The sequence below is a fragment of the Bremerella sp. P1 genome, from assembly GCF_028748185.1.
Lineage (GTDB): Bacteria > Planctomycetota > Planctomycetia > Pirellulales > Pirellulaceae > Bremerella.
In genome coordinates, this window is sequence record NZ_CP118164.1 from 3,157,440 (window position 1) to 3,182,564 (window position 25,125).

Consider the following 25,125-nt stretch of genomic DNA (forward strand, 5'->3'; position numbering starts at 1 on the left):
GTTATGTGAAGTCTCTGCCCGCCGGTTCCATTGAGCCGGCGTTGAGGCAATCGACGAGGATCCGTAGCCGGCCCAGGTTGCGGCGGTTGAATGTAAAGACAAGTCGTGGCATGTCTTCCAATTCTGGCTCGTCTTCTTCCGGTAGAGCATCCCGAACTTCGAACGTCCCTTCGCTGAGGATGTCTTGAAATTCCGTTCGTATGTCGTTTAGCAGCGATTCGGCAATCGGCGTCATCGTGCGGATGACCAACTGCTTTCGGACGTACCGCATGCTGTGGTACACCTTGTAAAACTGCTCGATCTCGCCGACCGCTTCTTCAATCTTGTCAGTGACCTTATACAACGCGAAGTCTTCTGGCGAGATCATACCGCCCTCGTGCAGTGCCGCACGAATGAAGTCGTCGAGTGCTTTCCAGTACGTTCCACCGGGGGCATCCAGGAGAACGATCGGAAAGATGTCGCGTTTGCCGGTTTGCACCAAGGTTAAGACTTCGAAGGCTTCATCGAGCGTGCCGAAGCCGCCTGGCAAACAGACCACGGCATCGCACTCCTTCACAAACATCAGCTTGCGTGTGAAGAAGTACTTCATATTCACGAGTTTTTCGTCGCCGTGGATCACGGGATTGGCTTGCTGCTCGAAGGGGAGCATGATGTTCAAGCCCATCGAATTGGCGCGTCCGGCACCACGATGGCCGGCTTCCATAATGCCACTTCCGGCACCGGTAATGACCAGCCAATCATCTTTCGCCATCTGCTCGGCGAAGTCGGCGGCCGTTTGGTAGGTCGGGTGGTCAGGCAGCGTGCGCGCAGAGCCAAAGATCGTGACTTTGCGTTTGTCCCGAAATGGGGTGAAGACTTTGAACGCGTAGCGTAGTTCTTTCAGCGAACGTGAGAGCAGCTTAAGGTCGCCGCGTGTCGCAGCGTCGCGTTGCAGTTTATCCGCAGTCTGTCGAATCTGATCGAGAAGGCTCTTAATCTCAATCTCGCGGCGTTCATCCTTGTCCGACGAAAGGTCCTCGGCATCCGTTTCTTCAAATCGACTCAAAGATCCATCTCCCTGCTCAAGAGAATACCACCCTTCGGTTAACCGAAAGCCCGCGGAAAACCGTACTAACTAACCCACTGCGGGAAGGGCACCCGTGCGAATAATAGCATATCCCTCTGAAGGCACGGTTGGTCATGGGTGGTATCCAAGTATACAATTGTTTTGAAATCAATGCGGAAATATTTAAAAAGTTCAGGGGTTGTTGTTACGGAGATTGACCGATAAACTACCCGGTGGAGCCATTTTTAATAATTCTCCGGTTTTGCGTTTGACATTCGCGTCCGCGGAAATCTGCCACATTCCGACTGACGAATTCTTCATAATTCAAGTCGAAATAATCCAACAACCTGTAGCTCCGGTTTCCGCTAATAGGCGATTTAACGTAATGGTTAACATCCTCCGCCAGAAAGACATCACGATACTCGACTTTGGGCCCGAGTATGCGAACTTAGACGAAGCAAGTCTAAGTAACGTCGTTCAGCAAATCGTCGAAGTGGCGAAACACACTTCGCCCCCTCTGGTCGTCATCGATCTTTCTCATACCGAATCGATTGGCTCGTTCTTCATCCAATTCCTGATCCGAATTTGGAAGCTGATCAAGAAACGTGGTGGAAAACTCGTGATCGCGGGTCTTAGTGAAGACTGCTTGAATGTCCTGAAGCGGTCGAAGATCGAATCACTATGGCAACGCTATCCAACTCGCGAAGCAGCGGCCGAAGCGTTGAAAGACGCTGAATAGGACCAGTGATGACGACCTAAGGTTCGTTGTCGTTGCGATTCTTCTTTTCGCGAATGTATACCGCGCGACTGGCTTGATATTCTTCTGCGCTGGGAAGTTCTTCTGCTTCAGACCTTTGCTGGTTCTCGAAGATCCTCTGAAGAAAGGGGCGGCACCAACCACACCCGGTTCCGGCGCCGCCACACTCGGAAAGCTGAGAAGCTCTACGCGGTTTTTCAATCCGACAAAAGTTCTGGACTTTGCGTTTAGTCACGTGGAAGCAAAGGCACAATTCGTCATCTGGATTCATTCGGCAGAACCCTTTCCAGAAGCGATTTGAAGGGCGACTTCGCAGGCCGTATGAAATTGATCAATGTCCAGCATCTCACTGGTCATATGCTGATTGAGTTGACCGCACCCCAGGGTTACCGCCGGGATGCCATGCAAGTAAAGCCAATTGGCATCGAGGCCACCATTGGCAATCGACTTAGCGGGATCCATTCCGAGCCCGCTAAGGACGTCACTTGCCGCTTGGACACTTGGTGTTTCGGGTGACATCGCGAATGGTTCGTAGTTTAAATCGCCATCAAACTCGACCTTAGCCATGTGATTTGAGTTGTTTTGTACCTCGGTGGCTGCCTGTTGAAATGCTTGTTCAAAACGGTCAACAAGGATTTCAATCGTCTCCTTTTGGTGACTACGAACTTCGGCTCGAAGTTGCACGTGATCCGCAACGACATTGGTTGCGTTTCCACCTTGAATGACGCCGATATTGCTTGTCCCGGAAAGCTCGCCCTGCGAAATCTTTCCCAGCAGTCCTTGCTCGTGCAGTTTGTTGATCGCAATGCCCGCAACGGTGATGGCGCTGACGCCTTTCTCAGGAGCGACGCCAGCGTGACTCGCTAGGCCATGAATATCAATCGTCATTCGATAGCCGCCAATCGCACCGATGGTGAGCTTGGCAGGATTTCCTCCGTCCCAATTGAATGCCAAATCGGGATTACCAAGCTTTTCGACTTCCAAAAATCTGGCACCTTGAAGGCCGATCTCTTCCTGAACGGTGAAGAGCAAGGTCAGCGGTCCATGCGGAATCTTTTGAGCGAGGAGTTCGGTGGCCGCAAAGAGCACCGTCGCTACGCCTGCCCGGTCATCGGCGCCGAGTCCGGTATGTGCATCCTGGGGGACTAACATCCCGTCTTGAACTTTGGGACGAGCGCCGACACAGATGGGGACCGTATCCATATGAGCCATCAGCAAGCGATGCGGTCCGGGACGATTTCCCAGCAGCGAGACAATCAGGTTGCCGGTTGTGCTGTGCGGAATCGGGCAACGCGTGTGTGCGGTGTCGTGCGTGATGGCCTCTTCCGGTACGCCTACCGATAGAAGTTCCTGGCGGACCCTTGCGGCGACCTCGGCTTCTTCTCCACTGACCCCAGGGATGGCCATGAGATCTTGAACAAGCTGAAGAGCGCGATCTTTCTGCGAAGCGGATAGCATGGTGGTCTACTTGGAGGAGATGGTCATCGGGGCAGCGAAAACCATCATACCACATCCAGCACACTAGGAGTCAGCGTTGGCATCACGACGCTGAACGAATTGTAGCTCCGGATGTACAAGTCCTTCGTTGACCGCGAATATGAGCATTTCGTTGATCGTTTGGACTTCCAGCTTCGATTTCAAATCACCAACGGTCTTGTTGACGGTGCGCTCGCTGATGTCCAAGGCCTCGGCGATTTCCGATTGCGTCCGCCCGAGGGATAGTTCACGCAGGACACCCACTTCACGATCCGTAAGTGTTGCCAGTCGTGATGAGGGCACCCCGTCTTCACGTTGCACCAGTCGCTGATCGATCTCTGGCGAGAAATACGTATTGCCGGCAGCCACATGGCGAATGGCAAACGCGAGATTGCGCAGCGACTCTGTGTGCTTGGAAACGATCCCCGCCGCACCGACCTCTAAGCATCGGTCCAGGTAGTTGTCTTTTGGGAATCCCGTATAGAAGAGAACCTTCGCCTGGCCGCGACTCGCTTTGGTAATCTGCTTACAGGCCAAGAACGGATCCATGCCATGCATGTGAATGTCCATGAGGACCACATCCGGCTTGGTCGACTCAACCATCGCTAGTGCGGCTTGCGCGTGCGTCGTTTGTCCGATGATCTGAATCGATTCGTCGGAATCTAGAACGCGCGCTACGGCACGCATGATGGCGTCGTCGTCGTCGACTACCAGTACGCGCGGGTAGGAAGGTTTGGAGTTGCTCTTTGCAAGCATCATCAGACTGCCCCTGAATCTACTAGCCGATAATTCATTTTTGGTCGCCTAACATTCAAGCGAGTTTGTTACCAAGGTGCGCAGCATCGTCGCCACATGGAAAATTCCCTGGTCCAAGTATAGGTCCGTATTCAGGGAGTTGCGGTGAATCCGCAAAACGTCTCAAAAAGCGCAAAACGAGTAAGATTCGCTTTTCGAAGCCTAGCTTGGCAGTTTTGTTTGACCGATGCCTGCCATGACATAAGAAAGATGTAGAGGTCGCTGCCCCTTAGTGCGATTGCGCACTTGAAGACCTCTGCGGTCGCCCAATTGTGTTGCACAATCCTTGCGACCGTTACATCTGTCTCGGTAGTCGTGAAATCGAAGATGTCAGAGTTTATATTTTTCCACGTTCTGCTTTGTGCAATGTTCTTCGGAATAGGATTCGTCTCAGCCAAATGGTTGCGACTTTCCGCGAAGCGCGAGGACAAGAACGAAGAGTCGCAGTCCAGCCACGCATCCGTTCTTGCGGAAGGAGTCCCGCAAGATCGCCCTGCATGCCATACGGATGGCTCGCGAGAGGCCAGCGTGGCAGCCGCTGAAGCGATCAGCGAAGTAGTCGACCGCGTTCGAAGCTTGGCTGACGGCGTGCGTATCGAAGTTCATGAGCATTCGCAGTCGGTCGAACAAATCAATCACGATCTGCTCGCCACGGCGAATCTCTCGGACCCCGAGGCGGCGTCGCGGGTCATCTCACGCTTGATCGATGCCAATCGCCATCTGGATAGTCGACTGAACCTGGCCGAGGCTCGCCTGCAGGAACAATCACAATTGTTGCGGTCACACCGCGTGGAAGCTCGGACCGACGCATTGACCGGCTTGCCCAATCGACGTGTGTTTGATGAAGAGATTGAACGGGCATTTGAAGATAAGCGAAATTCGCGACGTGCCTCGTCGCTGATCATGGTCGATATTGATCACTTCAAGGATTTCAACGATCTTCACGGACATCAAGCCGGTGATCTTTGCTTGAAGAAGGTAGGCGAAGAGATTCGTCAGACTATTCGAGGCATCGGCGGAATCGTGATGCGATACGGTGGCGAAGAGTTCGCCGTGCTACTTCCGGGAACCGAGTTGTTCGACGCCAAAGTAGCGGCACGACGCCTCAATCGAAATATCGAGCGACTGATTGTCGACTTCGAGCAGAAAGAACTAAGCGTAACGGCCAGCCTGGGTGTTGCGGAAATTGGTCGTGACAGTGAAGCCAGCGAGTGGTTAGGGCGTGCGGACCGGGCCTTGTATGCCGCCAAGCATGAAGGTCGAAATCGTGGTTATTGGCACGACGGTCAAGCCTGCCATGAGATCACCCGCCGAAATACAGATCCTGCCGTTGAGGTAGATGAAACAGATAATGTTGTCGCTCGGCGTGCTGCGTTTATCAATGACGTCAATCGACGCTTGGCACTGTTTCATCGTAAGCGGCAACCACTCGCATTGATCATCTCGAGCATTGACTCGATTGATAACAAGCCTGTCGAAGAGCATCCCGACTACGTCGCGATTCAGCAAGCGGTCATGCAGGTCTTCAGCGCTGTCCTGCGAGATATGGATCATGTCTGTCAAATGGCGGACAACCAGTTCGGAGCCCTACTGCCGGCCGCTGACGGCCATGATGCTTCGGTAGTAGCCGAGCGTGCACGCGATGCGATCTCACGGCTCGAGCTTAAGACACCAACCGATGTGATTCGCATTTCGATTTCATGTGGTGTCTCGCACGCGTTGGAAGGAGATGAAGCCGAGCATATGCTTTCGAGAAGTGAGTCAGCGCTTGCGCATGCTCGCGATAAGAATGGAAATGCCGTCTATCTATCGCGTCATGAGATGGACTGGGAGTGCCCTTTGCGGATCACCCCAGAGGCAGTGATAGCAAACGGATAATTCTTTCTTTCTGCCAAATTCTTTTCAAGAAAGCGGGGTTGATCCGTTTTCTGAAAACCAATAATTTACCGCCTCACACGGACGACATGTCCTCGTTGCGGAGCATTGAGGCGGTTGTCCGGACTTGCGTATTGAAGAGATGTTTCCTGCATAAGAAGGCCAGTTTTCTGGTTTTTCGCGGATCGTGAGCTGGATGTTTGACACGGATGTTGGGCAGCCTGGCTTGATAACTCTTGAATAATGCAACCGAAAGAATCGGCTCGTGTCGACAGGATGTCGATTCCCTGAACCGACCAATCGCTCCCGGAGAAGAACGGAATCCTTTGCCCCCCTGGGATCCGAACTTTCCGGGGGCCTTTTTTATTTCGAACCAAACGAATAGCATCGTTTGTCTCTGGATGGCTTTCCGCAATGACTCGCGGTAGGCATACGTTAGCAATGGATCGCACTCTTGCTCTAACGTCAATCGTTCGAATCCCCTTCAACCATGGCCAGCAATTTGTTTCGCTTCGCGCTTTGCGGCATTCTTTTATGTCAGCTTGCATTGGCAGCATCCGTCCATGCGCAGGCTATCCCTGGGGTTACCCCAGAAGCAGGGAATGTTGAAAAGCCCCCGGAGCCTCCACCGGTCGACCCGAAGCTGCTGGTGAAGCAGGGGAACCCTCAGGTGGCCGTTCGTACTTTTCTCGAGTCGATGCAAAATGGTGACTATGACACCGCGTTGGCATGCATGGACTTCAGCGAAAGAACGGGAACGCCCAAGCAATCCAAGCTCGACCTCGCATACGAACTCTATCAACTGCTTTCGACCTTATGGAGCATCGATCCTTCGCTGGTCCCTGAGCAGACCGAGCCTGAACAATTCGAAGTAGCTGTTTTTGGTGACGGTGACGGACGTGTTCCTGTAGATCAGGAAGAAGATGCCGCGAAGATGACACTGACCAAAGGGCCTCAAGGGCTCTGGAGCTTCAGTACGAAAACCATTGCAGCCATTGGCGATCTGGCCAAGAAGTACACGTCGGATATTGAGGCTGAAGAAAAGCGGGACGCGGTCGACGGGAATGGTGAGCCTAAGGCCAAACCAACGTTCGCGCTGTGGCTCGAGTCCCAGGTGCCGCCATTCTATCGCGAAGAGCATTTCGTCATTCCCACGTATCAATGGATTTGTCTGCTGGCTCTAATCGTCGCAGGCTACCTGGTGGACGTCGTCGTGCAGTGGATCTTGCGGTTCATTCGTCGCGTGCGGTTTGCCAAGACGGCCGAGGACGAAGACCTGCGAAAAGCATTCGAGAAAGCTTGGACTCCAATCGGTCTGACGGCCATGGCCCTGACCTGGTATTACGGGCTTTGGCTATTTCGATTGCCGGACCTATTCCGGGCAGTCATCATCTATGGCGTGCAGTTGTTCGGCATCGTAGCGGGCACCTGGTTTATCTTCCGCATCATCGACTTGGTGATCGTGCAACTGATTCATGCTGCGGCGAAGCGGGGCAAGAAGTACGACGATCTTTTGCTGCCAGCGGTCAGTAAAACGCTCAAGACGTTCACTGTCTGTATTGGCATTCTGATCTTTGCAGAATCGTTTTCGCTGCCGATTGTCGGACTGTTAGGTTCGCTCGGTATCGGCGGTATCGCGATTGCCTTGGCAGCGAAGGAAACCCTTAGCAACGTCTTCGGATCGCTGACCGTCATGGTCGATCGTCCCTTTGAGATTGGGGATTGGATCATCACCGAAGGGGTAGAAGGTACCGTCGAGACGATGGGCATGCGGAGTACCAAGATTCGTACGTTCGACAATAGCCTGGTCACGTTGCCCAACAGCTTACTGATCACGGCCAAGGTCGATAACATGGGCCGGCGAACGTTTCGCCGCGTCAAGACGATGGTCTCGGTGCAGTACGATACGACGCCTGAACAGATCGATGCGTTCTGCGAAGGTATCCGCGAATTGATCCGCCGGCAGCCATACACGCGAAAAGATTACTACCAGGTTTACCTCAACCAGCTTGCTGCCAGCTCGCTCGATATCCTCGTGAATCTCTACCTTGACTGCAACGACTGGAGTATCGAACTGCGTGAACGCCACCGGCTGTTTGTTGATATTGTTCGCCTGGCGAAAAGACTAGGTGTGCAGTTCGCGTTTCCTACGCAGACCATTCATCTCTACCAGGAAGAGCCAGAGACGTTCGCCGGAGCGGACGAGCTACCCGAAGAAGCAGGGCGACGAGCCGCGGCCGAGATCGCTGGGCCGTTGCCGATGCCCAATGAACGTCGCGGCCTGGTCGACTTCCCTGGCCCGCATCAATACGAAGATATCGACTCTCGGCGTCGTAAGAAGTAGCGCCTGCCGCTACGGCGATTTCTCGCATAACGCAATCCAGCCGCTGGCTCGCCAGTTGCCGAAGAACCAGGGCTGAGTAAGCTCGGCTTGTCGATCCATGCGAAGTGGAACGAGTCGATTCACATGGAAGTTGCTTGAGCTTAATGACTTGGCGAATTCCGAGCGACTGAAAACGTGTAGGAAGAAGTTGGGGATTCCTCGATAGCGATAGTACTTGTCTCCTCGCTCCATCCCGCGGGTAAACTTCGCTTTAACCAAGTGGGATGCGATCCAGATCGCTCCGTCTGGCTCAAAGAAATTGAACCAGAAGTTATGGACGTGCACGACAAACTTTCCGCCCGGTTTGAGGATGCGATGGACATGGTCGAGGAACTGCTTGCGGTAGGCGGCTCCTTTGATCATCCCCAGGGTGCTGAACATACAAATGGCATGGTCAACCGATTGGTCGGCAATCGCCTCGAGTTCCACCAGGTTGGCTTGAAGGCACTCGATATCGAGGCCCTCCTGCTTAGCCTTTTCGGCGACGATACGCAGCATATCCTCTGAAAGATCGACAGCGAGTCCGCGGTTTCCACGGCGAACCAAGGGAATTAATGCGCGGGCCGTTCCGCACCCCAAGTCTGCGACGAGACCCGTCGCTGGAATGAATTCGGCTACAACTTGTTCGTCGAATTGAAAGTCGCTGCCAAAGGCAAGGTCTTCGTCGTACCCGTCTGCGATCGCAGCCGACTCGATGTAGTCAAGGGAACCTCTCGTGACGCCGTCAGGGAGCTGCCAGGATGGTCTTGAGGAAGATGAACTCATAGAACTCAGTGGGCCACCACGAGGCGAACGTTACAACTCACGCGACTGGCAAAGGACCGAAGAATCAGGAACGGGAATTACCAGTCCAAATCATCTTTTGGATGTGGGTGAATTGGGCGGTCGTGAGGTGGATGATGGTGTGGCGGCGGAGGCCGACGATCGTGATGATCTTTTAGCTCTCTGACCTGCTGACGCAACTGACGAACCTCTTCCCGCAGCTCGTGTAAGACTTCGATGACCGATTGGTCATCAGGGGCGACTGCGTCGTCTTGTTGAACGTCATCGTCCGAAGGGAGAGACTGCTCGATATCATCAAGGAGACGCTCCAGCGGGTGGCGATGTCCAAGTGGATGATGGTGGCCGCGTGGGTGATCAACATGCTGGTGTGGGTGATCAACATGCTGGTGTGGGTGATCAACATGCTGGTGTGGGTGAGGGGGATGCGGGCGAAGTGGGAGAGGATCTTCTTCTTCCACAACATCGCTCGCAGGGGCCACCACTTCTTCTGCATTCGCTTGCGAAGCGGACTCTGACCAGAAGATTGCCGACGTTGCCCAGAGCAGCATGGGGATAAACATTAAGACCAATCCAGCCGGCCACGATCGTTCGCCTGCCTGGGGAGTCGAGATTCCGAGAATCTGACGCACACGCCCGAGCAGTTGCCCTTGAGTTTCCCCCAGGAAGCTCGCGGCCAACATCCCGTTGGAATGATCGAGCTGCCAGGTAGCAACTTGTTCCAGCGACTTGGCATAGTGGAGACGTTGCCCAAGGACTTCGATCGCCATTTCATCGCAGCAAACTTCGCGTTCGCGTCGGATTTCCGCCGAAATCCACCAGACCACGGGGTGATAGAAAAAGATGGTCTCAGCGACGCGCTGGAGGAAGTTAATCCATAAGTCTTGCCGGCGAATATGAGCTAGTTCGTGCGAGAGGACCGCTTCCAGAATCTCTGGTGAAATCTCGGTCGCCCACGCCGCCGGCAGTAGCACCATGGGACGCAACAGGCCGACGGTCATTGCCTGAGTGACGCGACGGGAGAATGCAATTGGGGGTAGATACAGCAAGTTCAGTCGTGTGGCCAGTTCGGCATACCGCACCAGCAGGTCGGAATCGACTGAAACCAGGCCAACTCGGCGAAGCCAGACCGTGCCCAAATAGCTGATGCAAAGTCGAAAGCCGAGGATAATTACACCGGCAGTCCAAACCAACATTAAGAATGGCTGGATCTGCACCATGAGGTACGCCACGTTTGAAAGGGAATAGGAAGCATCTTCGCGGGCAGCGATCAGCAGATCTTGCGTCGTGCTTTGTTCACTTACGACGCCGATCGCTTCTTTCTCGCTCGTCGATTCTAATGCAACCAGCGCCAAAGGATCTTCGGCGAAGAACTCCATGGTCGGCATGTCACGGATGTCGAGCAGACCGAAGGTAATTGCCGGACAAATAAGAATCAGTAGCAAGGTCGCCAGGGCACCACAGTACCGGGTTTGCGGCGTCTTGAATGGAGTGAGCGTGCTTATGAGGCGCCAAGCACAATAAAGAACCGTCGCTTGCCACACAAAGTGCAGCAAAACGAAGGTCAGTTTCATACCCAAGGGGCTTTGCAGCACGCTCCACATCAAACGTGATTCTCCTCCTCGTATAGTTCCAAAGCCTTACGAATCTGTTCCAATTCTACCGCATTGGGTTTAGATTCCTCCAGCAAATGGGCAACTAAAGAAGGTGCCGAGCCCTCGAAGACGCGGCCGAGGATATCGCTCACGATGCCGCCCAGGGTTTTCTCTTGAGGTCGTCTGGCCGAGTATTGGAACGCTCGCCCGAGAGGTTCGCGGTCCAAGAGACCTTTGTCAGCCATGACGTTCATCAGGCTCATGACAGACGTGTAAGCACGCGTCCGTTCTTCGTTATTCAGTTCTTCCAGAACTTCACGTACCGTGCTGGGACCTCGTTTCCAAAGGACTTTGAGGACTTCCAGTTCACCGGTCGTAGGGGTTTCCTGCTTGGGCCTTGCCATTTTATTTAAGTGTCAACTTTGAGTCAGAGTCGCGTGAATATCTTCGAAATGCTTTCATGACTAATTGGCAGGAGTACGGATGACCCGTAGCTAGTAGTAGAAAGTTTCGCCCCCGAAACGATTACATAAAACATACCAGAATTTCTGACACTCTTGCATGGGAAGTAGTTCCAAAGAACCAATCCGCGGGGGTCAAAAATCCATGATGTAGCTGGGTTTATCTCTTGCTACTTCCAATCGGATTGGTGTGAAATTGCTCGCGAATACCAGATCGCGACAAGTTCCATAGGGCCCAAGCCGACGGAAAAAACGAGAGGATGACCAGTGGTAATGGCAAACATCCAATGACAGAGCCAATCACACTAACCCAGTAGTTTTTTCGTTTGCGTATCGACCATCCGGCAAAAATCAGCAAGCTGCCAATGACAGCAAATGCCAACTCGTAAGTCAGCGCCTTTAACGCGCTATCAAGATAAAACGACGGCTGTGCGTACGCTTCACTTTCTGCCGTGACATCACGATACATCAAGATAGATATCGGGATAGTTGCTACTGCAACAACAAGATAAATTGCGCCACATGTGATTATCACCATCGAGGCAATACCCAACCCATGGGCGGCTTGGGACCTGTCGGGCGGTGGCGGAGAAGGCTCCGACGCCGGGCTGCTGTAGGGATTCGGACTATTCTGCGTCGCGGGCATCACAACCCTACTGCGTGGTCACGTATACGGCCAGACGGAACGAGACTTGATGGCGGCCATGAAGTCCGATGATATCGGCCCGATAACGAGCAATCAATCAATACTCGTCTAAGCGGCTCTGTTCCGGGTGACCTTATCGACCAGTTTACGTCGGTTCGCCTCAGATAGCGAAATAGACCATTCACAAAGGTTACGTGTCAGCTTCTGGCGAGCTCGTCCGATTCGCTCGAACCAGTTCGCATGCCAGTTCTGTTTGGCCTGGGTTTGAAGGAGCTCCCAGGTATGCTCGAAGTTGTCGGCAACGAATGTCTGCCAGTGATCCTCAAGCGGCGTCAATGGCCTTTGTAGCGTCGCGCCGACCACATTCTTACGCGGGCAAGTATGCACTGAAAGCGTTTCCAAACCGCACACCGCAGCCAATGCCGGAAGGGTACAGCAGTTGAAGTGGAACAAATGGCCTGGGTGCCATTTCTGGCGGAAGCGAGTATCGAGCGACTCGACGTTGGGAACTTCAACCAGAACATAGCCGCCTGGTCTCAGCGTTGCCGCAACCTTGGCGAGTGCCGCCTTGGGATCCGACAAGTGCTCTAGAACGTGAAAGATGGTGACCACTTTGAAGTAGTCGTCTGGTAAGACGGCCTTTCGCAGGGACGTGTTGATGATCTTCACGCCATAGCTCTTCCTGCCAAATTGGGCATAGGCCTGATCGACCTCGATCCCTTGCATTTCAAAGCCACTGCGACGGCCGACGTACAACAGTTCCCCAGAGCCGGTTCCGATGTCGAGAACCGGTTCTCCCTTGAACGCCATCGTCTTGATCATTTCGACCCGCTGGCCTGCGATGAACGCGTTGCGCGCCGTATGCTTCCACTTGGGCTTAGATGCCGACTTGTAGAAGCGACGATAGGTGTTGCGATAAAAGTCATCAATCGATTCGTCGTCCGCGCGAGGATCTGCGTAGACCAAGCCTGTGGCTTGCGAGATGACCGTTCGCAATGGATAACCGTATCGATCCCGATCGCAGAGCACGATCGCCGCGTGTTCCCCAGATATCGGACAGGGAGCCTGAGCGTCGATCAGCTTTCCGATCTCGCCTTCCGATCCATCCCAGGCATGAAACACTTGGTGTGACATTGGCCGTTCCTGATTTTGGTTAGCGACTAGGCTGCCGCATCCATGTCCCCACGGTCGCCAAAGTTATTTCGCGACAAGTTGCCAAAGTAGTACTTAACCGCTTCGGGGTGCCGTACCACTTCGTCAGGCGTGCCGTGACAGAGGATGTTGCCGCGGTGAACGACATAGCATCGGTCGACGATTTCCAACGTCTTTTCTGCCTGGTGGTCGGTAATCAGGATGGAGATACCACTATCGCGAAGTTCGCGAATCACCAGCTGAATGCTGTCGACGGTCACCGGGTCGATCCCGGTAAATGGTTCGTCGAGCATGATGATCTCGGGATCGGAAACCAGGCAGCGAGCGATTTCCAGTCGACGGCGTTCACCGCCAGAGAGGCTCTTGGCTTTTGACTTGCGAATGTGGGTGATATCGAATCGTTCCAGCAATTCCTCGCAACGCATCTTCCGGTGGTACGAGTCAATTCGCAGCAGTTCCATCACGCCCAGTAGGTTCTGCTCGACGGTTAGTTTCTGGAAGACACTGCTATCTTGGGCCAAGTAGCCCATGCCGCCGTCACGACAGCGTTTGAACATTGGCCACAGCGTAACATCCTTGCCGCTGAGTTCCACTCGGCCTTCGTTGGGGGTAACCATGCCGCAGGTCATACGGAAGCTGGTGGTCTTACCGGCACCGTTGGAACCCAACAGGCCGACGATTTCGCCACGCTTCACGTCGTAGCTTACGCCATCGACGACGCGTCGTCGGCCATAGGTTTTGACAAGGTTCTGAGCGGAGAGAATCGTTGATTCGTCCATGAATCGTTAGGTCCTACCGTTATTGAATGAACTTCATCCTGCTGAAGTTGGGGAAAAACGGAACTGGCTTATTCTTGGAATGAGGCCAATAGACGAAGAGCGCTTTGCCGATGAGCATGTGCTCTGGCACGAACTGGTGACCCACCGGGAAGAGTCGGCCATCCTGGCTTTCAGCACTGTTGTCACCCAGTGGGAAGTATTGCCCTTTCTCGAGCGTGAAGACCGCTTCGCGACGCATGTTGAACAATTCAGTTGTGTTCCAGGTCTCGGGGTTGGTCAGCGTCTCCATGATTCGGTCATCCGTCGGAGAATTCCAGCCTGGGTGACCGGCCACTTCGTAGTCGAGCAGCGTGCTGGTGTCTCGACCGTGACGGTATTGTTTTCCGTCGGCGATGTAATAGACATCTCGCAGCACACGCACACGGTCTAACGTCATCTGAACCGAATCGGTGCCGATACCAACCGGCAGCAAGTCGCCAGGGTCTTCAGGGCTCCATTTCGGAGATACGGGCTGTTGGGGTGTGTAGGTTACCGGTGCGTTGAACTTCACAAGGCTTCCGTTGACCCACAAGCGAAGTTCGTCGTCTGTGTTGGCGAAACGAAGTGAATAGGTACCAGAACCTCGAACGGATGTCTGTGCCTCGATCGTTCCTTCGTGATCAAACTTGACGGACGGATTGTCGGTGGAGATGGTTGCTTTGCCGGTAGCCACGTCGATGTCGCAGCGGAAATGGGTTCCACCTTCGACCAGGTCGAGCGAGAGAACGCCCTGTTCAGACTTGACCGTGGCATCACACTCGAGCATCAAGTCTCCTACCCAGTGCAGTCCGGATGAGGATCGGTGATTGCGATAGCGAGTAACGGTATCCGTGTTGTAGGCCGTGAAGTCGGTAATTAGCTGGCTGCACTCTTCACGTGCTTTTTGGGTGTCGATGGGATCATTATGTTCTGCGAGAGCCCAATAGCTGAACGTCTTTCCGTTGTCAGCCAGCACATGTCGGTAACGTAGCCACGTTGGCTTTCCACTTGGTTGACACGTCCAAGCCCCATTCTCTTCCTTGGACCAATCGGTACGCGTTTCGGACGGATAGGCCTCGAGTCGGTCGGGAAATCCGGCCTTCTCCAGGATGGGGCAAGGATAGTTGGTGTCGTAGATCAAGCGATTCAATGTTAACTGCTTGGACGGTGGTTTCCGTGCAATGCTGAATTGTGTCTCGCCTGGTTTTTTGATGTATATGTCGCCATGAAAGATGCGTACTGTCTCTCCGGGAAGACCGATCAGACGCTTGATGTAGTTCGTCTGCGGTTCAATCGGATATTTAAAGACAATCACATCCCAGCGGGCAGGCTCCGAAAAGTCGTAGGCGAACTTGCTGACCAGAATTCGATCGCCGCTGTACGAAGGGTTATCGCCGATTTCGGTCAGGCGATGGTAAAGGGGATCAATCGCCTCGACGACGTTTTGATATTGACGATTGGTCGTGCGGTCCATTTCGCCGCTTGCACCCACGGTGTATTCGTATCCGGAGTATTCATCGACCACATCTTTGTGGCGGCCAAGTAGCGTGGTCGCCATCGAGCCGGTCGGGATGACAAACGCTTCGGCTTCAAAGGCGCGAAACAGCAGAGCCAGGATCACGGCGACCACGAGTGATTCGATGAACTCGCGTGTGACGGCAAAGTGATCGGTATCGCCAGATTGCTGGGAAGACTTCGAATCGTTCCCCTTCAACGAGCCTGTGTTCGATTGATTGCGTTTTTTCTTGGCCATATATCCGCTGCATCTCGTTGAAAACTAGCAGGCATTCCTTGGAAGTAGTAGGACATCACGCCGTAGGCGGATAACCATCAGGGATGCCTGGACTGTCCACTATACCCAATCCGGAGATTCGACGCAGCGCTGGTCGTGGCCCCGAGTTGGGGACGCAGGGCTAATCAGCTAGCACTCGTAACACCTTGCCACGAAGGTTCTTACGGACGTCGACCGGTCCAAGTTCAAATCGGGAGTCGTCGGAGATCGGGACGTTATCTCCTAGAACAAAGATTTCGTCTGGGCCCAATTCCCGGTCGAATGACCACGGGGTCGGCCGCCGCTGGCGCCCCAGCCAGACGATGTCGCGATAGATCTTCACGTGACGAAGAATGGCCTGACCATCACCGATCTTGATCGCAAAGGGCTGACTACCAAACTGCGTGTCGGCGTTTCCTAGCGGGAAGTACCAATGTCGGCGATCGTGGTGAAGTTCGAGAAACATCGCTCCGTCGCACTCCCCTGCCCTGACAGTCATCCCATCCAGGCTGTCGATTGAGAGAGGCAGTTCGGTCGTTTGTTCGGGACTAATTCCCCGAACGATGCCCTGTGCGAGATCAACTTCAATGGTGGACCGGTCGTCGTTGCCTTGAAGACGAATCGTCAGCCCTTGAGCCTGCCAATGTTCACACGTGAATTCCATCCACAGATCGAATATCGGAAACAGTTCTCTGGAAACACTGTGGTTATAGCCATAGCTATCCAGTGGCGAAGCGGCATGATCGACAGGGCTAGGTGGTGGCAGACAGCGATGATGATCGTAGACAACCCAGTCGTTGTTGTTGGCTTGGGTGTCTCCGATAGGCGCAAAGCCGAGCGAACCACGACGCACATTCCAGCCACTGCCGGTTGGTTGGTCGCTGCGAAAGCGAGGGTTCTCAGGCGGAGCGTAGGATTGATCGAAGACAAGCTGCTTTAGTGCTTCTCGTTCTTGGGGTGACTTGCGGATGAGCTGCTCGCCGCGATACAACTCCCCCTGATCAATACGAGGAGTTTCTCCTGGCAGAAAAGCGACTCGTTTCACTTGCCAGGTCTGGGCCTCGGCATTTTCCAGCAAGACGATATCCCAACGCTTGAGTTGGTCAGGCTCGATTGGTTCCCAGATCAGGCCATACCCAGGGCGCACCTTCGAAGCGTCCACGAGATTTTCTTGAAAGCCACAGTTAGGACAGGTCACGCGTTCGGGAAGATCTACCGCATCGAGGGCTGTTGAGAACTGGCATTGTTCGCAGGTCAGTGGATAGTGCGGACCAAGCAACGCTGGCGCCATCGATCCACTGGCAATCCGATATACCGGATCCGGCGTAGCTGTCGCCACTGCAAAGCCGGCCACGCAGACCGTGAAGATCAGCAGAATCAAGAGTGGGCCAAACCGCATTGGCGACTCCAGCTTCGGAAAAAAACGAAATGGACGCGATCGCTCGGCGGGTGGGGCATGCCGAGCGATACTTCTATGGTAATTGCGTCTGAGGGGTGGGGAGAGAAATTATGAGCGATCTTCGCCGGTTTCCAAGACTGCCATGAACGCTTTTTGCGGAATATCGACCGAACCGATCGACTTCATTCGCTTCTTGCCTTCCTTCTGTTTCTGCCACAGCTTTCGTTTACGAGAAATGTCACCACCGTAACACTTGGCGGTCACATTCTTGCGAAGGGCTTTCACCGTTTCTCGAGCGATCACGCGATTGCCGATCGCGGCTTGAACGGCGACCTCGAACATGTGGCGATCGATCTCGGCTTTCAGCTTTTTGACGACCGCTCGTCCTCGACGATCGGAATCGGCACGGTCGCAGATGATACTCAGGGCATCGACGCGTTTACCGTTGACGAGGATGTCCATACGTACGAGGTCCGCTTCCTCGTAACCGCGGATTTCGTAGTCCATCGTGCCGTAGCCACGTGTCGCACTCTTCAGCTTGTCGTGCAAATCGTAGATCACTTCGGCCAGTGGAATGTCGTACACGAGCATCGATCGCGTTGGCGAGAGATACTCAGTGCGAACGTGGATACCGCGACGCTCGTTACACAACTGCATCACCGCGCCGATATAGTCGGACGGCTGAATCAGGCTCACGCGGACAATCGGCTGCAGGAACGTTTCGATATCGCCGGCATCCGGCACGTCTTGCGGTTTGTGGATGTCGATCGTTTCGCCGTTGCGATTGACGATCTGGTAGGTCACGTTTGGCGCGGTCTGCACCAGGTCGATGTCGGCTTCTTGTTCCAGTCGCTGCTGCACGATTTCCATATGCAGCAAGCCAAGAAAGCCACAGCGGAAACCAAATCCCAACGCGTCACTCGTTTCCGGCTCGAACGTGAAGCTTGGGTCGTTGATGCGGAGGCTCTTCAGGGCGTCTCGCAGTTGTTCAAAGTCCTGGCCGTCGGACGGGTATAGTCCGCAGAAGACCATCCGCTTCGGTTCCTGGTAACCCGGCAGCGCCTTGGCACCTTTGTCTCCTTGGACGGTGATCGTATCGCCGATGTTTACCAGTTCGAGCGACTTGATGTTGCAGATGACGTAGCCCACCTGACCGGCAGCAAGTTCATCGCGAGCGACCGGGCGTGGTGTGAATTGGCCAACTTCCAGCACGTCGTGATTCGTTTCCCCTTTGATGAAACGAATCTTATCGCCCTTCTTGATCGAGCCGTTCATCACGCGAACGTAGGTGATGGCACCGCGGAACTTGTCATAGTGCGAGTCGAAGACCATCGCTTGCAGCGTTGCCTTGCGATCTCCCTTTGGAGCTGGAATACGCTCGATGATTCGAGCCAGAAGTGCGTCGACCCCTTCGCCGGTCTTGCCGCTAATGCCGCAAATGTCGGTGGCTTCGAGGGCCAAGGTGTGCTCGATTTCTTCGGCGACTTCCAATGGGCGGGCATGATTGAGGTCGATCTTGCTGAGACAAGGAACGACTTCCAGATCGTGTTCCATGGCCATAAAAGCATTGGCAACCGTCTGAGCCTCGACACCTTGGAAGGCATCGACCAGCAGGACGGCCCCTTCGCAACAGGTCAACGAGCGACCCACCTCGTACTGAAAGTCGACGTGGCCAGGGGTGTCGATCAGATTGATCTCGTACTCTTGCCCCTCGTGCTTGTACTTCATCACCACGGCGCGGGCTTTGATGGTAATGCCGCGTTCTCGCTCGACTTCCATGTCGTCGAGCAGCTGCTCTTTCATTTCTCGCGAGCTGACGGTGGCCGTTTTCTCCAACAGACGATCGGCCAACGTGCTCTTGCCGTGGTCGATGTGTGCGATGATGCAGAAATTCCGAATGTACTTCTGGTCGATGATTGCCATCGTGATGAAGATGCCCTGGGATGGAGTTGGCTCTTGGAGGAACCCGGCGAATGTCCGAACGATTCGGGTAAACGCCCCATTATACATCAGGACTAGGTTGTCAGGGAATCGCGGTGGGCGACCACACGGGCCTTACCAGCAGCCCCCAAATAGCCAGCATCACCACCCAGTCGAGCGAAATCGACCACAGTATGCTGGGCCGGAACCGGAAATGCCCGGGCTTTGACCTCCTGGCGGACCCGATCGAGGAATTTGCACCCCAATTCGGTATCGTGCCCCCCAAAATTGATGGCCCCGCCCAGAATTACGGCCCCAGGATCGATCGTGTGCATCAGCGAAACGATCCCGATTCCCAGGTAGCGTGCCGTTTCCATCACGATGTGTAAGGAAAGACTGTCAGCTTTTTCCGCTTCTTGGGCGACCATCAGGGGCGAGAGCTTCTCGCCGCCGTCGACCCGAGCATGGAGCGAACTTTCCTTCTGCAGGTCCAGGGCCAGCGCTTCCTGGGTTCGCTTGATAATCGCCGTTCCGCTGGCGTAGGCCTCGAGATGTCCTCGCTGGCCAGTCGGAATCGTCCGGGCGTTTTCGCTGAAATCGATGATGATATGCCCCAGTTCACCCCCGTGGCTGTGTTCTCCGTCGATGAGCAGGTCGTCAACGATGATCCCACCACCAACGCCTGTGCCCAGGGTCAGCATGACGATACTACGAAACTCCTTCCCGGAACCGAGCCAGTATTCACCGAATGCGGCCGCATTGGCGTCGTTGGCATAGACAACGGGACGTCCCGTTAGTTGCGAGAGGCAATCGCGGATCGGAAAGTTGTACGAGTTTGGCAGGTTGTGGGGCTCGAGAAGCATGCCCCCTTCAATGTCCATCGTGCCGGGCGTGGCCAGGCCGATGGCTGCGATGTTATCCATCGGCCGGCCTACAACGTTCATCATCTCTTTGATGACTTCGGTGCTGCGTTCCATGTAACGCTGCGGGCCTTCAGTCTCGTTAGTCGGGATCTTCTTGTACTCGACCGTATTACCGTGATCGTCCACGAGGCCAATCTTGATATTGGTGCCGCCAACGTCCACGCCGCAAAAGAGTGGCAGAGTCTCTTTACCTGGATCAATGTGTGGTACCGACGTCATAGCATTGACTTTTCTGTTACGGTGGTCGAACGGAAGACCGCTTGGGGAGCGACCTTAATCATATGAAAGGGAGCTTACAGTCGCAATCCGCTCCATTGTTTCCCTTAAAACGCATCTAAGGTGACCAGGCTTCAATAGGCGGGATAAATGCGCACGAAAAACAATCGCCTGGATTGTTGTGACGCACCGATCGGCGAATACAGCGACTGATGTCGCTACTGGGAAGCTACGGTCGCTTGAGAAATGTTTCGCTAGAACGTGCCAGTCCGAATCTCGGTCGACGAGATATCCATGCGAAACTGCGAAGCGGAAACCGACTGGCAGAGTTTCGACAGGCTCGCTGGCAGGTTCAGCTGATCGAAAGTCAGAAAGCTTTCGCCAACCACTCTGGGAAATACGAGAAACTTGCAATTCTGCTGTGCGAACTCACTGATAGCAGCATCGCGAAGCTGAGGGGAATTCTGGTAGTAACGCGGCTCGGCGATTCGCACGATTGTGTCGGCACCGACCACAAAGGTGGCCTCTGGGAAGATCTTGGACTTGTCCAGAAATGTCGGAGCTTTCGTCAGCCAGCAGCGTTGCGGAGCCTCAAACTGTTCGGCCCGCGACTTGATGTGGAAGAAGTCGAGCGGCGGTTTGTCGACGTTTTCAATCGATATTTCAAAATCAACCGAGTGGCCAGTAATCTCTTCGGCCACTTCCGCCATCGTCTGGTGCCCTTCGTGAAGCGGATTGAATGCACCAGGAAACAGGACCCCGCTGAAAGTCTCCAGCGAAGCATCCTGTTCAGCCTTGGGAACACAGACGGCGGTTCGTTTGCCTAGCAGAAGATCTGTCCACGAACTCCAGGCGTTGGCCGTTGTTTCGTCAACGCGCTCTCCAGGAAGCAAATCTAGCGGGATTCGATCGGAGAAACCTGTGGCTTCGGCCAGCCGGTTGAGCAGCAAGGCGGCAACCACGTTCTCTTCGCGTCCACGATCTCGCGAATCTTTTGTCAGAACCAGCGAGGCGATGCTACTGCTGGTGGCGGTCTGCACGGCGATGTGAACGCGATGTTGCCCCTTTTTCGGGCGAAGGCTCCGCAAACTGGCGCTGCACCCAATCCCCACAAGGTGCATGTCATCAAGATCTTCGGGAGAAATTCGTGATTGTAAGTCGCGAGCACGGAAAAAGGCTCGCATCGCCATGGCTTGGGCGGTCGCTCGGCTACAATAATGACTTGGCTTATAGCGCAGAAAGTCTTCCAAAGAAGCGCTTGAGTAGGGAACCACCGCTTCGAGCACGGTGTCCGACGCACCGGGGATGCTCAGCAGTTGGCTAAGCGCTTCACTTCCCCCGCCGGTGACGACCGCTGCTAAACGCCACGGCGACCGGTGAAGTTGGCGAATCAGTTGATGGGTTATTGTGTCTTTCATTGGCCATTCCCTATCCCATACCCCCGAAAGAATAGACCGCAAACGCGAGGCTGTCGACCACACGTGTGCGGCACATGACCGATTACTCTTTTAGTATATGAAGCAGCGAACCTCTCCGAATCCATGGTTAGGATTAATTTGTGGTGTTCTTGCCGCGGTAGGCTACTCGCTGGCCAACATCTGTTTGCGCTGGCTCACCAACCTGGATCCGGTTTGGGTTTCGTTTCTTAAGGCGATTCCCACAGTCGTGTTGTTCGCTCCGATTGCCATTTGGCAGGTTCGCACCGAGCGATCACCCATGCCCAAGGCTTCCTCGATCTTCATTCTTATCGTGGCTGCGATTATCAGCCAGTTATTGGGCAACGCTATGCTCCAGTGGAGCTTCGGCATTGTCGGGGTCGCCATGAGCGTCCCGCTGTGCCTGGGGACGATGATTGTGGTTGGTGTGATGATTAGCAAATGGTTGCTGGAGGAATCCCTAACCCGATGGCAGCGCTGGGGAACGGCATCCTTGGTGTTGGCCCTGATTACCCTGAGCTTGGCAGGTCGAGGAGCCGTTCAATCGGTCGTCGAAGACTCATCAGGGTGGTTGTTGATCGGCGCCGGAATCGTGGCTCCGATGTTGGCGGGTACTTCCTACGCCTTCTTGAGTGTGGCCATCCGACGGGGTGTCTCGGGCGAAGTGAGCATGTTCATGACTACCTCGCTCATCTGCGCGGTGGGGATGGGGATACTCGGCCCCTTGAGTCTATACACTTCGGGACTGGAAGAAATCGGGCTGACAACCTGGCCCCAGTATGGAGTCTTATTGATTGCCGGACTTTTGAATGCCGCGGCGTTCGTTGCGCTGACGTTATCATTTCGATACGCTCCGGTCATTATTGGGAATGCGGCGAACTCGCTTCAGAATCCACTTTCGGCCCTGGCCGGGGTCATCTTGTTCCATGAAGCGTACAGCATCAATCTGATATTTGGTGTGGTGCTGACCGTGCTGGGCGTAGTGATGATGGGCCTCAGAGAAAGGCCGTTGCCCGAGCGTTTGAAAGAGGCCCCAGAAATAGAATCGGCCGTCATTGGAGACGGCCGATAATTGGATATTTCTTATTATGGTCGTTGTGCCCTAACGGCTGCTGACCAAATGCTTTCGGCTCGAATTAGGTGAGACGAAGAGAGCGTTTTCTTCTTCAAGGATCTCTAACGCGTGATCCATCCAATCAGACAACTGTGCCAGCGAATCTTCGGGGAGTGCCTGGTAGACCACAAAATTCCCTGTCGGGGTCTTCGGTGGCTCGTGAACCAGCTTGAATGGCGTCGAGTGATCCATTGAAATTTCTCCTATCCGATCGAGCCGCAATTCGAAGGAAGAGGTGCTCGTTTAGGTGGACGGCTTCTGGTCACAACATGACACCGCAACCGTGGTGCCAAGTTCGCACAATTTCTTAATGGGGCGTCGCGATTCTTTCCTAACGTGAAATTTATCAACTAGTTGGGGCTTTTCAGGGCCAACTCACTTTGCGGGCAGCCGAAGTGTGTGTTGTGTGGTCTTAAGGCATCAGCTGCCATTTTCATCAACAAGTTTCACACGGCCTGCCATCCTAACTGTCCGCTGAGCGATTGCATATTGCAGTTGGGAACTGCAGCTTACAACTCGTGTTAAGGGAAGTCATTCTGACCAAGCCCGGCTGCCCTGCCCCTCGCTAGAGTTGATCGAGAAAGGACGTTTTGGCCTATTTCTGCTCTCGTCACAGTTACCTCTGACAGCATGTCAAAAAACGGGAAAAAAATCCAAAGATCGGCAAATTCACGGCGAAGTCCTATCTATGCCTGCAAGTTAACCGCTCGGTTGCGGCCGTCATTCACGATCCGGAAAGCCGTGCCGGGCAGGAAAAGTACGAGGGTCATTCCGTTTATTTCAGAGAGGGTTGAGTGATGATTAAGAAACTCGCATGCACCGGAGTCGGTGCCGCACTGTTGGCTGGGCTCGTTTTTGGAACCGACGCTTACAGCTACATCTCCACGACGGCCAGTCGTGTGACGGACAATGTCAAAAACAGCGTTCCTGTCGAGTTTGAACTCGATCGGGCTCGCAAGATGATTCAGGACCTGACTCCTGAGATTCGTCGCAACATGCATTTGATTGCGAAGGAAGAAGTGGAAGTTGAAAAGCTTCAGTCGCGCGTTGGCGACCTGGAAGAGAAGCTGGCTTCCAACCGGTCGGATATTATTCGTCTGAAGAACGATCTCGATTCCGGCAGCACCTACTTCACGTATGCCGGCCACGAGTACTCGCGTAATGCCGTGCAGACCGACCTTGCCGGCCGATTCGAGCGTTTCAAGACGCAGGATGCTACCCGTGTGAAGTTGGAAAGCATTCTTCGCGCTCGGGAACAAGGTTTGGAAGCTGCTCGTGCCAAGCTGGACGGCATGCTGACCGCTCGCCGACAATTGGAAGTCGATGTCGAGAACCTGGAAGCACGCCAGAAGATGGTGGAAGTGGCCCAAACGTCGAGCAAGTTCGCGTTTGACGATAGTCACCTCTCCAAGACTAAGCGTCTGATTGACGAGATTCGGACCCGTATCGATGTGGCCGAGCGAATGGTCGATGTCGATGGCGAGTTGGCTGGTGAAATCCAGTTGGACGAGCAGGTCGATGCCGACATCAGCAACGAAGTCGCTTCGTACTTCGGTCTGGAAATTGAATTGGACGAAGAAGAACTAGCCGAAGTTGACACGAAGGCTGCCGAGAAGCTGACCAAGCGAATTGAGCTTTCTCAGCTGAACTAGGGCACGGATTGACCCTTGGAATTCTCCAGCGAGGTTGAGATGGCTTCAGCTTACTAAAGTTGCAAGCCATCTCGGCACGCGCGGGGGCGGCCGATGTTTTTCTCCCCGTCTGCGGGGGATAGAGACAAGATTGAGGCTGCCAGAACGAACAGGTTAGGGGCGGGGGCTTGTGTGATAAACTTAGTATTAGCCAACACGAGCAAGAGCGAATGTCCATAGTTGAGCCAGATTTCGCGAATCGAAGAGGGAATGTGAGCGACCGCCTGCAAATGTGGATCGATGGGGTCGGCGGCTTTATGCTGCTGCTGGCCGATCGCATTAATATTGGCCAGGCGATGGCTTCCGCCCAGGTTGATATCCCTATCATGGGAGATATCAGTCGTCGTCACGCTGCCATCAAGCGTAGCGGAGACGAATACATTGTGGAGCCATTGTCCGAAGTTAAGCTCAACGACCAATCGATCGATCGTCCTTCGCTGTTGAAACACCGCGATGTGATGACTTTGGGACGAGGCGTGAAGCTACAGTTCACCCAGCCGCATCCTCTAAGCACATCAGCCGTGCTGAAGATTGTTAGTCGGCATCGTACCGAGCCGGCCTGCGATGGAGTGGTGCTGTTGGCAGATTCGCTGCTGATGGGCCCAAAGTCGAACAATCATGTTGTGTGCCCCCAGTGGCAGCACGATGTGGTCGTTTATCGGCAGGGAATTAAGCTGCTGTTGAAATCGAAGACACCCCTATTTCAAGGCGATTCGACCCAGCCGGCGACATCGATCAGAATAGGAGAAACGGTCCAAGGAGAAGAGGTTTCGTTTTGCCTGGAGCCGCTAGGCCGGGCATGAAAACAAAATCTTGTTCCCTTTCCACCGTCTGCGTGAGAGCGGGAACAAGAGGTTGTAAACTTATCAATTATCCGTTGGCCAGGGACTAGA

Annotated in this window: 22 protein-coding genes; 6 read left to right on the forward strand and 16 right to left on the reverse strand. The window is 54.2% G+C overall.

Annotated features, from left to right (window positions below; translation table 11 throughout):
* Position 1: 1 nt before the first annotated feature.
* Positions 2-1,045: a TIGR00730 family Rossman fold protein gene (locus PSR63_RS13230; RefSeq protein ID WP_274333928.1), complete on the reverse strand. Its 1,044-nt coding sequence runs from the start codon at positions 1,043-1,045 to the stop codon at positions 2-4.
* 385 nt (positions 1,046-1,430) lie between these two features.
* On the opposite strand from PSR63_RS13230, the gene PSR63_RS13235 reads away from it, so the two are divergent.
* Entirely contained in the window at positions 1,431-1,784 is a 354-nt protein-coding gene (locus PSR63_RS13235; protein WP_274333929.1) for an STAS domain-containing protein, read from the forward strand.
* Positions 1,785-1,800: 16 nt separating this feature from the next.
* Here PSR63_RS13235 and PSR63_RS13240 read toward each other — a convergent pair whose 3' ends face one another.
* The 3 genes from PSR63_RS13240 to PSR63_RS13250 form a co-directional block, all read right to left on the reverse strand.
* A complete protein-coding gene (locus PSR63_RS13240) occupies positions 1,801-2,073 on the reverse strand; it encodes a (2Fe-2S)-binding protein (RefSeq protein WP_274333930.1) in 273 nt (90 codons plus the stop codon).
* A complete protein-coding gene (locus tag PSR63_RS13245; protein ID WP_274333931.1) occupies positions 2,070-3,260 on the reverse strand; it encodes a M20/M25/M40 family metallo-hydrolase in 1,191 nt (396 codons plus the stop codon). The genes PSR63_RS13240 and PSR63_RS13245 overlap by 4 nt, the downstream gene beginning before the upstream one ends.
* 63 nt (positions 3,261-3,323) lie before the next feature.
* Positions 3,324-4,037, reverse strand: coding sequence for a response regulator transcription factor (locus PSR63_RS13250; protein ID WP_274333932.1), 714 nt, complete (start codon positions 4,035-4,037; stop codon positions 3,324-3,326).
* A gap of 363 nt (positions 4,038-4,400) precedes the next feature.
* On the opposite strand from PSR63_RS13250, the gene PSR63_RS13255 reads away from it, so the two are divergent.
* Together PSR63_RS13255 and PSR63_RS13260 are read left to right on the forward strand one after the other, a co-directional pair.
* Positions 4,401-5,951: a diguanylate cyclase domain-containing protein gene (locus PSR63_RS13255; protein ID WP_274333933.1), complete on the forward strand. Its 1,551-nt coding sequence runs from the start codon at positions 4,401-4,403 to the stop codon at positions 5,949-5,951.
* A gap of 487 nt (positions 5,952-6,438) precedes the next feature.
* Positions 6,439-8,292 (forward strand): mechanosensitive ion channel family protein, encoded by a 1,854-nt coding sequence (locus PSR63_RS13260; RefSeq protein WP_274333934.1) that lies wholly within the window; start codon positions 6,439-6,441, stop codon positions 8,290-8,292.
* Between the two features lie 9 nt (positions 8,293-8,301).
* On the opposite strand, the gene PSR63_RS13265 is transcribed toward PSR63_RS13260, so the two are convergent.
* The 11 genes from PSR63_RS13265 to PSR63_RS13315 all read right to left on the reverse strand — a co-directional run bounded on the left by PSR63_RS13265 (position 8,302) and on the right by PSR63_RS13315 (position 21,409).
* Positions 8,302-9,096 carry a class I SAM-dependent methyltransferase gene (locus PSR63_RS13265; protein ID WP_274333935.1) on the reverse strand — a complete coding sequence of 265 codons (795 nt, stop codon included), beginning with the start codon at positions 9,094-9,096 and terminating at the stop codon, positions 8,302-8,304.
* 77 nt (positions 9,097-9,173) lie between these two features.
* Positions 9,174-10,715, reverse strand: a complete 1,542-nt coding sequence (locus PSR63_RS13270) for a M56 family metallopeptidase (protein ID WP_274333936.1) — start codon at positions 10,713-10,715, stop codon at positions 9,174-9,176.
* On the reverse strand, positions 10,715-11,110 hold the full coding sequence (locus PSR63_RS13275) for a BlaI/MecI/CopY family transcriptional regulator (protein ID WP_274333937.1): 396 nt from the start codon (positions 11,108-11,110) through the stop codon (positions 10,715-10,717). Before PSR63_RS13275 ends, PSR63_RS13270 begins: the two co-directional genes overlap by 1 nt.
* 217 nt (positions 11,111-11,327) lie before the next feature.
* Positions 11,328-11,705: a hypothetical protein gene (locus PSR63_RS13280; protein ID WP_274333938.1), complete on the reverse strand. Its 378-nt coding sequence runs from the start codon at positions 11,703-11,705 to the stop codon at positions 11,328-11,330.
* A gap of 216 nt (positions 11,706-11,921) precedes the next feature.
* Positions 11,922-12,947 carry a class I SAM-dependent methyltransferase gene (locus PSR63_RS13285; RefSeq protein WP_274333939.1) on the reverse strand — a complete coding sequence of 342 codons (1,026 nt, stop codon included), beginning with the start codon at positions 12,945-12,947 and terminating at the stop codon, positions 11,922-11,924.
* A 26-nt stretch (positions 12,948-12,973) separates the two neighbouring features.
* Entirely contained in the window at positions 12,974-13,744 is a 771-nt protein-coding gene (lptB, locus tag PSR63_RS13290) for an LPS export ABC transporter ATP-binding protein (protein ID WP_274333940.1), read from the reverse strand.
* Between the two features lie 19 nt (positions 13,745-13,763).
* Positions 13,764-15,515 (reverse strand): signal peptidase I, encoded by a 1,752-nt coding sequence (lepB, locus tag PSR63_RS13295; RefSeq protein WP_274333941.1) that lies wholly within the window; start codon positions 15,513-15,515, stop codon positions 13,764-13,766.
* Between the two features lie 160 nt (positions 15,516-15,675).
* On the reverse strand, positions 15,676-16,932 hold the full coding sequence (locus tag PSR63_RS13300; RefSeq protein WP_274333942.1) for a S26 family signal peptidase: 1,257 nt from the start codon (positions 16,930-16,932) through the stop codon (positions 15,676-15,678).
* Between the two features lie 108 nt (positions 16,933-17,040).
* Entirely contained in the window at positions 17,041-18,855 is a 1,815-nt protein-coding gene (lepA, locus tag PSR63_RS13305) for a translation elongation factor 4 (RefSeq protein ID WP_274333943.1), read from the reverse strand.
* Positions 18,856-18,947: 92 nt separating this feature from the next.
* Positions 18,948-19,994 carry an ROK family protein gene (locus PSR63_RS13310; protein WP_274333944.1) on the reverse strand — a complete coding sequence of 349 codons (1,047 nt, stop codon included), beginning with the start codon at positions 19,992-19,994 and terminating at the stop codon, positions 18,948-18,950.
* Between the two features lie 251 nt (positions 19,995-20,245).
* Positions 20,246-21,409, reverse strand: a complete 1,164-nt coding sequence (locus tag PSR63_RS13315; RefSeq protein WP_274333945.1) for a CinA family protein — start codon at positions 21,407-21,409, stop codon at positions 20,246-20,248.
* A gap of 97 nt (positions 21,410-21,506) precedes the next feature.
* On the opposite strand from PSR63_RS13315, the gene PSR63_RS13320 reads away from it, so the two are divergent.
* Positions 21,507-22,499, forward strand: coding sequence for a DMT family transporter (locus PSR63_RS13320; protein WP_274333946.1), 993 nt, complete (start codon positions 21,507-21,509; stop codon positions 22,497-22,499).
* Positions 22,500-22,529: 30 nt separating this feature from the next.
* Here PSR63_RS13320 and PSR63_RS13325 read toward each other — a convergent pair whose 3' ends face one another.
* Positions 22,530-22,733, reverse strand: a complete 204-nt coding sequence (locus tag PSR63_RS13325) for a hypothetical protein (protein ID WP_274333947.1) — start codon at positions 22,731-22,733, stop codon at positions 22,530-22,532.
* Between the two features lie 605 nt (positions 22,734-23,338).
* Between PSR63_RS13325 and PSR63_RS13330 the strand changes: the two genes are divergently transcribed.
* A complete protein-coding gene (locus tag PSR63_RS13330; protein WP_274333948.1) occupies positions 23,339-24,193 on the forward strand; it encodes a PspA/IM30 family protein in 855 nt (284 codons plus the stop codon).
* A gap of 251 nt (positions 24,194-24,444) precedes the next feature.
* Positions 24,445-25,035: an FHA domain-containing protein gene (locus PSR63_RS13335; protein ID WP_274333949.1), complete on the forward strand. Its 591-nt coding sequence runs from the start codon at positions 24,445-24,447 to the stop codon at positions 25,033-25,035.
* Positions 25,036-25,125: the final 90 nt, after the last annotated feature.

Excerpts from the sequence above, each read along its gene's own strand:
- PSR63_RS13260 (WP_274333934.1), top strand. The coding sequence starts at position 6,439 with ATGGCCAGCAATTTGTTTCGCTTCGCGCTTTGCGGCATTCTTTTATGT.
- PSR63_RS13280 (WP_274333938.1), bottom strand. The coding sequence starts at position 11,705 with ATGGTGATAATCACATGTGGCGCAATTTATCTTGTTGTTGCAGTAGCA.
- PSR63_RS13255 (WP_274333933.1), top strand. The coding sequence starts at position 4,401 with ATGTCAGAGTTTATATTTTTCCACGTTCTGCTTTGTGCAATGTTCTTC.
- PSR63_RS13235 (WP_274333929.1), top strand. The coding sequence starts at position 1,431 with ATGGTTAACATCCTCCGCCAGAAAGACATCACGATACTCGACTTTGGG.
- lepB (WP_274333941.1), bottom strand. The coding sequence starts at position 15,515 with ATGGCCAAGAAAAAACGCAATCAATCGAACACAGGCTCGTTGAAGGGG.
- PSR63_RS13285 (WP_274333939.1), bottom strand. The coding sequence starts at position 12,947 with ATGTCACACCAAGTGTTTCATGCCTGGGATGGATCGGAAGGCGAGATC.
- PSR63_RS13325 (WP_274333947.1), bottom strand. The coding sequence starts at position 22,733 with ATGGATCACTCGACGCCATTCAAGCTGGTTCACGAGCCACCGAAGACC.
- PSR63_RS13265 (WP_274333935.1), bottom strand. The coding sequence starts at position 9,096 with ATGAGTTCATCTTCCTCAAGACCATCCTGGCAGCTCCCTGACGGCGTC.
- PSR63_RS13310 (WP_274333944.1), bottom strand. The coding sequence starts at position 19,994 with ATGACGTCGGTACCACACATTGATCCAGGTAAAGAGACTCTGCCACTC.
- PSR63_RS13270 (WP_274333936.1), bottom strand. The coding sequence starts at position 10,715 with ATGTGGAGCGTGCTGCAAAGCCCCTTGGGTATGAAACTGACCTTCGTT.
- lptB (WP_274333940.1), bottom strand. The coding sequence starts at position 13,744 with ATGGACGAATCAACGATTCTCTCCGCTCAGAACCTTGTCAAAACCTAT.
- lepA (WP_274333943.1), bottom strand. The coding sequence starts at position 18,855 with ATGGCAATCATCGACCAGAAGTACATTCGGAATTTCTGCATCATCGCA.
- PSR63_RS13320 (WP_274333946.1), top strand. The coding sequence starts at position 21,507 with ATGAAGCAGCGAACCTCTCCGAATCCATGGTTAGGATTAATTTGTGGT.
- PSR63_RS13300 (WP_274333942.1), bottom strand. The coding sequence starts at position 16,932 with ATGCGGTTTGGCCCACTCTTGATTCTGCTGATCTTCACGGTCTGCGTG.
- PSR63_RS13315 (WP_274333945.1), bottom strand. The coding sequence starts at position 21,409 with ATGAAAGACACAATAACCCATCAACTGATTCGCCAACTTCACCGGTCG.
- PSR63_RS13275 (WP_274333937.1), bottom strand. The coding sequence starts at position 11,110 with ATGGCAAGGCCCAAGCAGGAAACCCCTACGACCGGTGAACTGGAAGTC.
- PSR63_RS13245 (WP_274333931.1), bottom strand. The coding sequence starts at position 3,260 with ATGCTATCCGCTTCGCAGAAAGATCGCGCTCTTCAGCTTGTTCAAGAT.
- PSR63_RS13240 (WP_274333930.1), bottom strand. The coding sequence starts at position 2,073 with ATGAATCCAGATGACGAATTGTGCCTTTGCTTCCACGTGACTAAACGC.
- PSR63_RS13250 (WP_274333932.1), bottom strand. The coding sequence starts at position 4,037 with ATGATGCTTGCAAAGAGCAACTCCAAACCTTCCTACCCGCGCGTACTG.
- PSR63_RS13330 (WP_274333948.1), top strand. The coding sequence starts at position 23,339 with ATGATTAAGAAACTCGCATGCACCGGAGTCGGTGCCGCACTGTTGGCT.